Genomic DNA, 12,300 nt, shown 5'->3' on the forward strand with positions numbered 1-12,300 from the left:
CCTGTCCACCTTTGCGGCGCCCCGGAGCGAGTCGGAGCAAAGTCTTGAGCCGCCGCTAGAACAACGGCCCCGAGCGGGTGTTGTTGCCCTTGGCCAGGCGGTCGTAGAGCACCACGTTGACCGTGGCCGCCAGGTTCATGCAGCCCTGGGTGGGGATGTACACCACCTCGTCGCCGCACCAGTCGCGGATTGCCTTGTCCAGCGAGCCGTCTTCCGGGCCGAAGATGTACAGCGCGCGGTCCGGGTGGGTGTAGTCGGGCAGGGCGCGGGCGCCTTCCACCAGCTCCACCGCCACCGGCGTGCAGCCCAGCGGCACGATGCGGCGCAGGTCGTCGATATTGATCAGCGGAATGTCCTGGTGGACCTTCTTGGTGTCGGTGACGAAGTCCTTGGCGCGGTCATAGCGGGTGCCGGTGTAGAACACCGAGCTGACGCCATAGCAGCCGGCGGCGCGCATGATCGAGCCGACGTTTTCCGGTGACTTGGGATTGAACAGGCCGATGCAGCTGTAACGTTTGTTGGCCACGGGGAAGCTCGCGCAAAAAAAGACGCGATTATACGGCTGCCGCTTCGCCCGCGCCCGCCCGCTAGTCCTTTTGTAGGAGCGGCTTTAGCCGCGATGCAGTCTGGTTTGAGAGCATCGCGGCTGAAGCCGCTCTCACGAAGACCGCTAGTCCTTCTTCAGCAGGCTGGCCAGGTCGCCGAAGGCCTTGTAGGTGGTCTTCGCCGCCTGGGGGCTGGCGGTGGAGCCTTCGGCGAAGTACTGCTGGTCGGTGTAGCGCGAGTGCTCGTTGTCATGACAGAACAGGCACAGCAGTTCCCAGTTGGAGCCATCGGCCGGGTTGTTGTCGTGGTTGTGGTCGCGGTGGTGCACGGTCAGCTCGCTCAGGCGCTTGCCGCTGAACTCGCGGGCACAGCGGCCGCACACGTGCGGGTACATCTTCAGGGCTTTCTGCCGGTAGTCTGCTTCGGCCTTGGCCGACAGGGTGTAGCTGGGATTGGTGCTCATGGCAGGACCTGTGGTCGGGTGACGAACGCGGTGGTTCCGATGCTGCCAGAATAAAGCCAAAGTCCGCGCAGCTGGAGCCCCCGATGCGACTTTTTCCCTGCGTTAGCCTGATCCTGCCGTTGCTCCTCGTTTCCACCCTCGGCGTGGCCGGGCCGCCGCCGGGCTCGCCGGGTACGGCCACGCCGCAACCCTATGGTCAGCCGCAGGCTCGCCCCCTGGGTAGCAGTCAGCGCCATCCACCCCTGCTCAACAGCCCGGCCCAGCACAGGCCGTTGAGTCAGCCGCGGCCGGTGCCCAGGGACCGGCCCCTGCCGCAGCTGGAGCAGCCGCGCACGTCCAGCCCCGCGCCGGCCAAGCCGGCCGGGCAACGCTGAGCCTCAGACGCGCCCCAGCACCTTGAGCAGGAAGGCATATTCCAGCGCCACGTCCTTGAGCCCCTGGTAGCGCCCGCTCATGCCGCCATGGCCGGCGCCGAGGTCGGTCTTCAGTAGCAGCAGGTGGTTGTCGGTGCGGGTGGCGCGCAGCTTGGCCACCCACTTGGCGGCTTCCCAGTACTGCACGCGGCTGTCGTTGTAGCCGGCCACGGCGAGCAGCGCCGGGTAGGCCTGGGCGCGCACGTTCTCGTAGGGCGCGTAGCCCTTGATCCGCTCGAACACCTCGGGCTGGCTGGGATCGCCCCATTCGTCGTACTCGGTGACGGTCAGCGGCAGGTCGGGGTTCTGCATGGTGTTGAGCACGTCGACGAAGGGCACTTCGGCAATGGCCGCGGCGAACAAGTCGGGACGCTGGTTGAGCACCGCGCCGATCAGCAGGCCACCGGCACTGCCGCCGCTGATGGCCAGCTGCGCAGGCGAGGTCAGGCCGGCGTCGATCAGGTGCTCGGCGCAGGCGATAAAGTCGCCGAACGTATTGGCTTTATGTTCCAGCTTGCCGGCGCGGTACCAGGCCTCGCCCAGCTCGCCGCCGCCGCGCACATGGGCGATGGCGAAGACGAAGCCGCGTTCCAGCAGGGACAGGCGGGCGTGGGAGAACCAGGGGTCGAGGCATTCGCCGTAGGCGCCGTAGCCGTAAAGGTAGAGCGGTGCGGGGGGGCCTGCGGCGAGCACCTCGCGGCGCGCCACCAGGCTGATCGGCACCTGGCTGCCGTCGGCAGCGCTGGCCCACAGTCGGCGGCTTTCATAAGCGTCGGCATCGAACGGGCCTTCCACCGGGGTCTGCTTGAGCACCTTCTGTTCGGCGCTGCGCAGGTCCAGCTGACGGATCTGCGCCGGGCGGCCCAGCGCCTCGTAGCGCAGGCGGATCACCGGGCTGGTGAACTCCAGGCTGTCCTGCACATGCAGGCTGTAGGCGGCATCCGGCAGCTGCACCGGGTAGGGCGCGGCGCCCTGCGGGTGCACTTCGATGATCGGCAGGCCGCCCTGGCGCAGGCTGAGGATGAAGGCGCCGGCATTCAGGCTGACGCCTTCGAGCATGCGCTGGGGGTCGTGGCCGATCAGCTGCTGCCAGTGCGCGCGGCTAGGGTGTTGCTCGTTGGCCTGGAACAGGGCGAAGTTGATGCCGCTCTGGTTGCTGCGGATCAGCCAGGCCCAGGCGCCGTCCAGCTGGCCGTGATCCACATAGTACTCATGGCCTTCCTCACGCGGCGCCAGGCAGGCGAACTCACCCTGCGGGGTGTCGGCATCCAGCACCCAGCTTTCGCTGGTGGTCTTGCTGCCGAGCAGCAGCACCAGCTGGCGCTCGGAACTGGCGCGGTAGCAGCTGAGGAAGAAGCGCCCGTCGCTTTCCTCGAACACCAGTTCGGCGCTGGCCTCACCCAGGCGGTGACGGTGCAGTCGGTGCGGACGATGGCAGTCGTCGAGGGTGGCGAAGAACAGGGTCTGGCTGTCGTTGGCCCAGGTCAGGCTGCCGTCGCAGTCTTCGAAGGGCAGGGCGCTGATGGCGCCGCTGCGCAAGTCCTTGACGAACAGCTGGTAGACCTCGTCGCCGGCGGTATCCAGGCTGTAGCCGAGCAGATTGTGGTCCGGGCTGGTGCTGAAGGCGCCCAGCGCCAGGTAGCCGTCGCCAGCCAGCGCGTTGGGGTCGAGCAGCAGCTGTTCGGCGCTCTCGTCCACCGTCAGGCTGCCGTCGGCCGGCAACGGGCAGCGGTAGTGGCGCGGGTATTCGTCGCCGGCGGTGGTGCGCTGGTAGTACAGCCAGGGGCCCCAGGGCGTCGGTAGCGACAGGTCGGTCTCGCGGATGCGGCCCTTGATCTCCTCGAACAGCGCCTCGCGCAGCGGCGCCTGTTCGGCCAGTTCGGCCTCCAGGTAGGCGTTCTCCGCCTTGAGGTAGTCGAGCACCTCGGCGGCATCACGTTCCTCCAGCCAGTGGTAGGGGTCGGCAGCGGCTTCGCGACGGGCAATCGGGGCGTTGGGCATGGGGCTTCCAGGGTGGCTTGGGGACGCCGGTGACGGCAGGGGCGCCGGGGCGCTTAAAAGCCGTTATCATAAGCGCCCCTTTGCCGGCCAAGCCATCAACCCGCATGACTGAACAAGACTATCTGCTTGCCTGGGCCATTTACGCCGTTTCCGCACTCGGCTGCCTGCTGGTCTGGTTCCAGATGACCGGCTGGATCTGGCGCTGGCTGCGCGAGCCGCTGCGTCTGCTGGTGGCCGTGCTGCTGCTGACGCCGACCCCGGTCGACCCGGCCCGCGAGCTGTTCGCCCCGGCCATCGCCATCACCGCCATGGACCTGCTGCTCAAGGTCGGCAACAACGCCTGGCGCGCGGTGGCCGATCTGGCCATGTACGGGCTGATCGCCTTCGGCGTGTGGCTGGCCTTCGCCGCCCTGCGCTGGCCGATCGAGCGCTGGTGGAACGCGCGGCGTGCGCCGGCGCCCGGCATGGCGGCGGAAGACGAGCCGACCCTGCGCGAGATGATGGCCCGCGACGAGGGCATGCACGGCGATACCCGCCTGGATGCCAACGGCGACCGCCGCCTGCGCATCGAACCGCGCCTGTAAGGCCTGCCCCGCCAAGGCCCGCAAGTGGCAAGAGACAAGGAGTGCCGATGAACTGCGTGTTCTGCGCCATCGTCGACGGCCAACTGCCGGCCCACATCGTCCATGAGGACGAACACTTCCTGGCGCTGCTGGATATCTTCCCGTTGCGCCCGGCCCATCTGCTGATAGTCGCCAAGGGCCATGCACCGCTGCTCGCCGACCTGCCGCCGGTTGCCCGCGAGGCCCTGCTGGCCCTGGCCGACCGGGTGGGCCAAGCGCTCTATCGCAGCGATCCGCGCGTGCTGGGGATCAACTTCCTGATCAACGACGGCCCGGTAGCCAATCAGCACGTACCGCACCTGCATCTGCACCTGATTCCGCGCCGCACAGGCGACCTGCCGGCGCTATGCTGGCGCATCCTTACCCGCTTCCTGCCGCTGGGCCGCAAGCGCATCGAGGCGCGGTTGCAACAGCAAGCGCAGCGGCTGCGCTGCGCCCTGCAATGAGAGCTAGCAAGCATGTGTGAACTGCTCGGCATGAGTGCCAACGTCCCCACCGACATCGTCTTCAGCTTCACCGGGCTGATGCAGCGCGGTGGCGGCACCGGCCCGCACCGCGACGGCTGGGGCATCGCCTTCTACGAGGGGCGCGGCCTGCGCCTGTTCCAGGATCCGGCCGCCAGCGTCGAGTCGGAAGTCGCGCGCCTGGTGCAGCGCTACCCGATCAAGAGCGAAACGGTGATCGGCCATATCCGCCAGGCCAACGTCGGCCAGGTCGCGCTGGCCAACACCCACCCCTTCGTGCGCGAGCTGTGGGGGCGCAACTGGTGTTTCGCGCACAACGGCCAACTGGCCGCTTTCGCCCCCACGACCAGCTTCTACCGGCCGGTGGGTGACACCGACAGCGAGGCGGCCTTCTGCGACCTGCTCAACCGCGTGCGCGCCGCCTTTCCCGAACCGGTGCCGGTCGAGGCGCTGCTGCCGGTACTGATCCAGGCGGCCCAGCATTACCGTCGGCATGGCGTGTTCAACTGCCTGCTGAGCAATGGCGACTGGTTGTTCGCCTTCTGCTCGACCAAGCTGGCGCAGATCACCCGCCGCGCGCCGTTCGGCCCGGCGCGGCTGAAGGATGCCGAAGTGCTGGTGGATTTCCAGGCGGAAACCACGCCAAACGATGTGGTCACGGTGATTGCCACCGAACCGCTGACCGATAACGAGCGCTGGAACCTGTTCCAGCCGGGCGAATGGAGCCTGTGGCGGCGCGGTGAGCGCGTGGCCCACGGGCAGATGGGGGAGTAGGGCGATGTTTCGGGGTTATCTGCGTCTGGTGCTGTTCGGTCTCGGCCTGCTGGTCGGGGTGCAGGTGCCGGGCTTCATCGACGACTACGGCAAGCGCGTGGCCGCGCACCGCGCCGAATCCGAGGAAAGCCTGAGCGGTTTCCGCGAGACCGCGGCGCGCTTCTTCAACGGCGATCTCAACGCCCTGGTCGCCCACTACAAGGCCAGCACCGACGAGGTGATGCGCAGCGACGCGCAGAGTGTCGAGCACCTGGTGCGCCGCGCCGAACTGCTCGAAGGCGAGTGGCTGGCCATGCAGGGGCCCTGGTACGCCCAGGCCTGGCACCTGGCCAGTGCGGCGAACCGCGAGCTGCTGGACGAAACCGTCGAGGCCTACAGCTACCAGGTGCTGCTGGCGCCGCAGGCGATTGCCTGGGGCCTGGGCTGCGGGTTGCTGCTGGCCTGGCTGGTGGAGCTGCTGGTGCTCGGCGCCGGCTGGACCCTGGGCTTCGGCCGCAAGCACAAGATCATCGCCCACGAGCAGCGCCACTGGCGCTAGACCCTCTCCGGATCTTCCGTAGGGTGCATACGCACCAGAGACCTGTGCGTGCGTGGTCTGTGGTGCGCGCGGCGCACCCTACTGCGATAGTTAAATCCGCAAGTCGGTGCAGGGTCCCGGCCACAGCCTGATCGCGACCGGCAGTGCCGAACTGTTTGTCCAGCGTGCCGGGGGGGGGCTCGGGTGCTAGCACTTCAGGCGAGGCGGATCACGCCGAAGGTCTCCGGCATGTGGAAGTTGAGCTCCGGCACCGGCCGCCAAGAGGCCCAGTGCGGGTGCGAGGTCTCGTCGGCGCACTTGAACAGGTTGCAGCGCCAGGCCTGCCCGGACAGCGCGCCCAGCGGGCCGACGTAGGCTTCCAGCAGCGCGAAGGGCAGGAAGAACTGCAGGCACCATTCGGTCGGCCCGCTTAGCTCCGGTTCCACCACGGCGGGCAGAGTAGAGCGGATGGCCACCTGGCGACCCTGTTCGGGCGTCAGTTTGACGAATTCCTTGAAGCCTCCGGGCGCCCGCTCGGCATCGGTGATGTAGTAGCTGAGCAGGGTGCCGTTGCCGCTCATTTCCAGGTTCAGGTAGCCGTTGTTCTCGGCGTGCCCGACCTTGGGCTGGAAGTACACCTCGACGCAGCTGTCCTTGCATACCAGGTCCTGGAAACTCGTGTGAACGCAGCGCACGTAACGGTCCTGGGCGCGGAAGATGCCGTGGATGCCGGCAGCGCTGTACAGCAGGCGGGCCTCGGTGAGCGGGCGGTGCGCGCTGCTCTCCGGACGGAACTGCTCGATGCGGATGATCTCGGCGGCCTGCCAGGCCGGGGCCGACCAGTCGGCACTCAGGGCCAGCGGTTCGGTGAGGCGATTGACGCGGTATTCCATCGGTGGGATTCCTGCCGTGGGCACGCTCAGAACCTGTTTACGATCTCCTGACTCGCGGCCATACCGCGTTAAAAGTGGCCTCAAAATGCTCATTTACACCTCGTAAACTGCGCTTTTTCGGCCACTTTTGCCTTGTATGGCTCTAATTCAGAAGATCGTAAACAGGTTCTCAGGCACCCTGGATCACGTAGACCTTGCGCACCCGGCTGAGGTTTTCCCAGGTGCCCTTGAAGCCGGCCGCCACCACGAAGGTGCTGCCGGGGCCGAACTCGCGGCTGCTGCCGTCGGCGTCGGTCAGGCGCACCTGGCCTTCGAGGATGTGGCACAGCTCGTCGTAGTCGCAGTCGCAATATTCCTTGTGGCTACCGGCCTCCCAGACGCCTGCGGTGAAGTGCTTGCCGGGGTTGCTGAAGTGGTGCCAGGTGTGGCTGCGGTAGGGAGCCTCGACGATGGCGGGATCGCTGATGTCGCGGACCAGGGCCTCAACCGGGCTGGCGGCGAAATCGGTGACGTGGGCGGGCATCTTGGACACGGGATTTCCTTATTGTTGTGATTCAGGAATCGAAGCCGACGCCGAAGGCGTCCAGGGTCTTCAGCAGCAGGTTGCGCCGGCCGCTGCGGTCTTCCTCGGCCAGGCCGCGTTGCGCCAGGCTGATGCTGGCGTAGCGCAGCGGCTCGGGCGGGAAGGGCACCGGCGTGCGATTGAGCATGCGCAGCGCGGTGCGTTCGGTGTGCTGGCCATCCAGCAGGTCGAGCACTGTGGCGGCGGCGAAGCGGCTGGCGGACACGCCCTGGCCGGTGAAGCCCAGGGCATAGGCGATGCGTCCGCCGGCATGGCTGCCGGTGAACATGGTGGTGCGCGCCGAGGAGTCGATGATGCCACCCCAGGCATGGCTGAAACGCACATCGGCGAGCTGCGGGAAGGTCTGCTGGAACTGCTCGGCGAGGCGCACGAAGGTCTGCGGGCGCTGGGTCAGGCCTTCGTCCAGGCGGCTGGCGAAGGGGTACACGGCGTCGTAGCCCCCCCACAGGATGCGCTGGTCGGCGGTCTTGCGCAGGTAGTGGAACTGGTTGCCGGAATCGGCGATGCCGTAGTGGCCGCGCCAGGCGATGCTGCGCAGTTGCTCGTCGCTCAGCGGCTCGGTGGTCAGCGCGTAGTCGTAGATCGGGATGATCGCGGACTTGTGCCGCGGCAGCAGGTCGGTGAACACGTTGGTGGCTAGTGCTACCCGTTCGGCCTGGATGCTGCCGTAGTCGGTCTTCAGCAGCAGGTGGCCGGGGTGTTGCTGCAGGGCCCGCACCGGACTGTGCTCGTAGATCTCGATGCCCTGCTGCAGGCAGGCGCGGCGCAGTTCCCGGGCCATCTTGGCCGGGTTGAGCAGGGCGTAGTTGCTTTCGAATAGGCCGGCGCCGTACAGCGGTGAGTCGAAGCGTTCCTTCAGTGCGCTGCCTTCCAGGTACTCGCAGGCGATGCCGAGGCGCCGGTATTTCTCCTCCAGGCTGCGCAGTCCCTCGACCTGCCAGGGGCTGCTGGCCACGCTCAGCTTGCCCTGGCGCTGGAACTCCGCGGCCAGACCCAGACGTTGCACATCCTGCTCCAGCTCGTCGAGGTTCTGCCGGCCCAGGCGGATCAGGGTTTCGGCTTCGGCGGGCCAGCGTTTCAGGGTGTTGGACACGCCGTGGGAAATGCTCGGCGCACAGAAGCCGCCGTTGCGCCCGCTGGCCGCGCCACCGCAGGCTTGCGCCTCGACCAGCACGATGCGCGCCTGCGGATGACGCTGGCGCGCCAGCAAGGCCGTCCACAGCCCGCAGAAGCCGCCGCCGACTATCGCCAGCTCGCAGTGCAGCTCACCCACCTGGCGGCTGAAGCCAGGTGCGGGGCCCTCGGCGTCCAGCCAGTAAGGCAGGGGAATGGCTTGCTCAAGGCTGTGCAGGGCGCGATCGCTCATGGGGTGGCTCGCTGGTGGGTTAGGGACTGGGTAGCTGGAGAATCGCCCGGGCGGCCACTTCGGTGCCGCGCGAGGCCTGCATCTGTGCGCTGGCCTGGTGCAGGCGCTGCCGCATGGCGCTGTCGCCGAGCAGTTGGGCGATGGCGGCGGGCAGTGCTGCAACCGGATCTGCGAAGCGCGGCAGATAGCGGCCGACGCCGACTTCCTCGGCGCGCCGGGCATTGTCGTGGCCGTCCCAGCAGTAGGGGATGATCAGTGACGGCAGGCCGAAGTACAGGGCCTCGCAGAAGCTGTTGTTACCACCGTGGTGGATAAACAGCTGGCATTCGCGCAGCACCGCCGGCTGCGGGAACCAGCTGTCCAGGTAGACGTTGTCCGGCACGCTGTCGTACTGCTCGCGGTAGGCGCCGACGTTGATCAGGAAGCGATAGGGCAGGCCGGCCGCTGCGTCGATCAGGCGCTTCATCATGCCGACGTCGGCGGCGCCGAGGCTGCCGAAGCTGAGGTAGATCAGTGGTGCGTCATTGTTGCGCGGGAACTGCGGCGCCACGTACGGCGCCTCGCGGCGCACGCAGCCATCCAGGTAGACGAAGCGCGCCGGGTCGAGTGGCCGCTGGCGGGCGTAGCGCACCGGCGTTGGCGACAGCAGCAGGTTGAGCCAGGGCGATTCTTCGAGGAACAGGCCTGGGGCGCAGGGCTTGTGCCCGCAGCTTTCCAGAAAGCGGGAAAAGCGCTCGTGGGCCGGGGCAACGGCTTTGACGTAGTGCTGCCAGTACTGAGCGCAGGCTTGCGGGTCGCTGGCGCTGGCGCCGGACAGGTAGGGCGGCGCGGCGGTGTCGGGCAGCTCCGTCTCGGCGCAGGATATCACCCGCACCCAGGGGCAGCCGGCCTTGGCGATGGCCGGGAACATCACCACGTTGTCCAGCACGATGGCGTCCGGCTTGAGCCGGGCCAACAGCTGCTGCAGGGGTTTCTCCGCCTCGATGGCGGTATCGATGATGGCTTCCCAGGCCGGCACCACGTAGCTGTCGATCTGCTCCAGCGGAGTCTGGTCGAAGTAGGGGATGCTGCGCTCGATAAAGCGCTCCCAGTAATGCTGGTGTTCCTCGGCGGAGAGCGCGCTGCCGACCAGGATCGGGTACTCGGCGAAACCGTATTCGGCGAACAGGCCCTGGAAGTGCTCGTGGCAGATGAATACCGGGCGTGCACCCTGCTCGCGTAGCGCCTGGGCGATGCCGATGCAGTTCAGCGCGGCGCCGAAGCTGGCTTCGGGGAACAGGGCGATCAGTTTTTCTTTGGGCATGGCGGGTCGTTTCCGTGACCAGGGGGTGGCCCCGGTCTGGCTGGTGTTTTTAGATCATGTATTTTTTGATAAAAAAATACACTGTTTTTTTGAATAAATTAGTACCGGGCGTAAATCAGGCCCGGGGAATGCCGCGGTTGGCGGTCTGTGGGCGCTGTGCGGCGGACAGGCGCAGGTGCAGGCGCATCAGGTCGGCGGCGATTTCCATCTGGCCGCGCTCGATCGCCTCGATGATGCGCAGGTGCTCGCGCAGGGCTTCCTGCAGGCGGTGCACGCTGACCATCGGCAGTAGGTTGGGCAGGCGCCGCAAGCGCTGGTGGTGGAGCAGGGCGTCGCAGATGAAGCGGTTGCCGCAGCTCTGTGCGATCAGCTCGTGGAAACTGATGTCCAGCTCGCGGAACTGCTCGATGTCGAAGGCTTCGATGGGTTGGTTGAGCAGGTTTTGCGTGCCGCTGCGCAATAGCGACAGGCGCTGGCGGTCGGCTTCGAAGTCTGGCGAAAGCAGGGCTTCGGGCTCCAGCAGCATGCGATAGCGCAGGCTGTCTTCGAGGGCGCTGAGGTTGTTCAGTAGTGGGCGGAACAGCCAGGACTGGCCGGGGCCGCGCTCCAGTACCTGGTCTTCGGTCAGCTGGCTCAGCACCTTCTGTGCGGCCGGTCGGCCGATGTCGTAGCGGCGCATGATCTCGCTGGCGTTGATGCTGTTGCCCAGGCGGCCGGCCATGCGGTCGCGCAGTACCGAGGCGGCCATTTGCTCTTCTGCGGCTTGCGGTAGTGCCGGGCTGAGTGCCTGGTTGGCCGGGTCTGCGCTCAGGTAATAGCCGCGGCCGGCCTGGTGCTCGGCCAGCTGCTGTTCGAGCAGTAGGTTGAGGCCGGCGCGGATCAGGGTGCGCGACACCTGGAAGGTGCGGGCCAGTTGCTGTTCGGAGAGGGCGTCGCCGGCTTCCATGCCGTTTTCCTGGGCGTGCTCGATGATGCGGCGGGCCAGCTCCAGGTGGTTGGTGCGGGGTTTCTTTTCGCGGGTAGTGCTCAATCCGTTTGCTCTCTAAATGGGCGGTTGCGGCGCGTGAATCACCTTATGCCACAGCGGCGAACCCCCAACAACAAACAGAAAATTGTTGACTTGGTGTTTCATGTGGTATTTATTCGAAAAAAAAGACACGCAACACCGCTTCAGCTGCCTTCGAAAAAACAACAATCAATCGTTCGCTAGGTGTGCCTCATGAAAAAAACTACAACCCTGTTGTGCGCAAGTCTTTCCCTATCCGTTGCCATGGCTGCGCCATTGGCCAGTGCCAAGGATATGGTGATCTCCATCTGGGACGGCTACATGGCTCCGGATGTCCTGGAGAAATTCCATAAAGCCACCGGCATCGAGGCGGACAAGTCGCTGCATGCCACCAACGAAGAAATCATGGGCAAGGTCATGGCTTCCGGTGGCGCAGGCTATGACGTGCTGTTCGTCTCCTCACCCTTCGCCGAAGTCCTGCAGCAGCAGGGGCTGCTGGCCGCTATCGATCCGGCCAAGGTGCCCAACCTGAAGAACCTCTACCCCGAGGCCAAGGCCCTGGCGTACGACGCCGGCAACCACTACTCCGTGCCCTACACCTGGGGTACTACCGGCATCTGCTACCGCGCCGACAAGCTCAGCCAGGCGCCGCAGAGCTGGAATGACTTGCTCAAACCGAGCGATGCGGTGAAGGGCAAGGTCACCCTGCTGGCCACCGATCGCTGGCTGCTCGGCGCCGGCTTCCTGGCCAACGGCTGGACGGTCAACGAGTCGCAGCCGGAGCACATCAAGGCCGTGCGCGACCAACTGATCGAGACCAAGAAGCGCATCCTTTCCTTCGACGACACCACCTTCTACTCCAAGCTGGCCTCCGGCGAGACGCTGATGGCCCACGCCTGGGACGGCTGGTGCAACTACGGCACCCAGGCCAATGCGGACATCAAGTTCATGGTGCCCAAGGAAGGTTCCGACCTGTGGGTCGACACCATGGTGGTGCTGAAGAACTCGCAAAACCTCGACGCGGCCTACCAGTTCGTCAACTTCATGCTGGCCAAGGAAAACCACGCCTGGGTCGCCGAGAACATCCTCTACAAGGTGCCCAACCAGGCGGCCATGGAGGGGCTGGACAAGGAACTGCTGAACCAGTACCCGAACCTCACTACGCCACCGGCGGAGCTGGTCAGGCAGGAGCTGCTGCGTGACGTCGGCGGCTCCACGCAGAAGGCCTATACCCGCGCGGTCACTGAAATCATGGCCGCCCAATAAGCCGGTAAGGCTCCGACCACGGGGCGGCGTTCGTCGCCCCGTTACCCGAACCCACTGCATACCACCCCACTGGCTTGGGGTT

At 66.3% G+C, this 12,300-nt stretch carries 13 protein-coding genes and 1 pseudogene; 6 read left to right on the forward strand and 8 right to left on the reverse strand.

The window, feature by feature from the left end; translation table 11 throughout:
* Positions 1–55: 55 nt before the first annotated feature.
* Entirely contained in the window at positions 56–526 is a 471-nt protein-coding gene (locus F3I16_RS07065) for an RNA methyltransferase (RefSeq protein WP_160493020.1), read from the reverse strand.
* A gap of 144 nt (positions 527–670) precedes the next feature.
* Positions 671–970 (reverse strand): annotated as a pseudogene (locus tag F3I16_RS07070) (YajD family HNH nuclease); the annotation flags it as partial.
* 122 nt (positions 971–1,092) lie between these two features.
* Between F3I16_RS07070 and F3I16_RS07075 the strand changes: the two are divergent.
* Complete coding sequence (locus tag F3I16_RS07075; protein WP_160493021.1) at positions 1,093–1,383, forward strand: hypothetical protein; 291 nt, start codon at positions 1,093–1,095, stop codon at positions 1,381–1,383.
* A gap of 3 nt (positions 1,384–1,386) precedes the next feature.
* On the opposite strand, the gene F3I16_RS07080 is transcribed toward F3I16_RS07075, so the two are convergent.
* Positions 1,387–3,423, reverse strand: coding sequence for a S9 family peptidase (locus tag F3I16_RS07080; RefSeq protein ID WP_160493022.1), 2,037 nt, complete (start codon positions 3,421–3,423; stop codon positions 1,387–1,389).
* 104 nt (positions 3,424–3,527) lie between these two features.
* Here F3I16_RS07080 and F3I16_RS07085 point away from each other — a divergent pair, with 104 nt between their 5' ends.
* From F3I16_RS07085 to F3I16_RS07100, 4 genes are read left to right on the forward strand one after another with little or no spacing between them, the layout of a single operon-like run.
* Positions 3,528–4,007, forward strand: a complete 480-nt coding sequence (locus F3I16_RS07085; protein ID WP_160493023.1) for an MFS transporter — start codon at positions 3,528–3,530, stop codon at positions 4,005–4,007.
* 47 nt (positions 4,008–4,054) lie between these two features.
* Positions 4,055–4,492 (forward strand): HIT family protein, encoded by a 438-nt coding sequence (locus F3I16_RS07090; protein WP_160493024.1) that lies wholly within the window; start codon positions 4,055–4,057, stop codon positions 4,490–4,492.
* 12 nt (positions 4,493–4,504) lie between these two features.
* Entirely contained in the window at positions 4,505–5,284 is a 780-nt protein-coding gene (locus tag F3I16_RS07095; RefSeq protein WP_160493025.1) for a class II glutamine amidotransferase, read from the forward strand.
* Between the two features lie 4 nt (positions 5,285–5,288).
* Positions 5,289–5,822, forward strand: coding sequence for a DUF2937 family protein (locus F3I16_RS07100; protein WP_160493026.1), 534 nt, complete (start codon positions 5,289–5,291; stop codon positions 5,820–5,822).
* Between the two features lie 194 nt (positions 5,823–6,016).
* Here F3I16_RS07100 and F3I16_RS07105 read toward each other — a convergent pair whose 3' ends face one another.
* The 5 genes from F3I16_RS07105 to F3I16_RS07125 form a co-directional block, all read right to left on the reverse strand.
* Positions 6,017–6,694, reverse strand: a complete 678-nt coding sequence (locus F3I16_RS07105; protein WP_160493027.1) for a carbohydrate-binding family 9-like protein — start codon at positions 6,692–6,694, stop codon at positions 6,017–6,019.
* Positions 6,695–6,863: 169 nt separating this feature from the next.
* Positions 6,864–7,217, reverse strand: a complete 354-nt coding sequence (locus tag F3I16_RS07110) for a cupin domain-containing protein (RefSeq protein ID WP_160493399.1) — start codon at positions 7,215–7,217, stop codon at positions 6,864–6,866.
* A gap of 31 nt (positions 7,218–7,248) precedes the next feature.
* Entirely contained in the window at positions 7,249–8,643 is a 1,395-nt protein-coding gene (locus tag F3I16_RS07115; protein ID WP_160493028.1) for an FAD-binding oxidoreductase, read from the reverse strand.
* 19 nt (positions 8,644–8,662) lie between these two features.
* Complete coding sequence (locus F3I16_RS07120; protein WP_160493029.1) at positions 8,663–9,946, reverse strand: glycosyltransferase; 1,284 nt, start codon at positions 9,944–9,946, stop codon at positions 8,663–8,665.
* A 115-nt stretch (positions 9,947–10,061) separates the two neighbouring features.
* Positions 10,062–10,976 carry a GntR family transcriptional regulator gene (locus F3I16_RS07125; RefSeq protein WP_160493030.1) on the reverse strand — a complete coding sequence of 305 codons (915 nt, stop codon included), beginning with the start codon at positions 10,974–10,976 and terminating at the stop codon, positions 10,062–10,064.
* A gap of 189 nt (positions 10,977–11,165) precedes the next feature.
* Here F3I16_RS07125 and F3I16_RS07130 point away from each other — a divergent pair, with 189 nt between their 5' ends.
* The gene (locus F3I16_RS07130) at positions 11,166–12,218 is read left to right on the forward strand and encodes a spermidine/putrescine ABC transporter substrate-binding protein (RefSeq protein ID WP_160493031.1); all 1,053 of its coding nucleotides are present in this window, start codon (positions 11,166–11,168) and stop codon (positions 12,216–12,218) included.
* Positions 12,219–12,300: the final 82 nt, after the last annotated feature.

Origin of the sequence: Pseudomonas sp. L-22-4S-12, assembly GCF_009799935.1 — a bacterium.
Lineage (GTDB): Bacteria > Pseudomonadota > Gammaproteobacteria > Pseudomonadales > Pseudomonadaceae > Aquipseudomonas.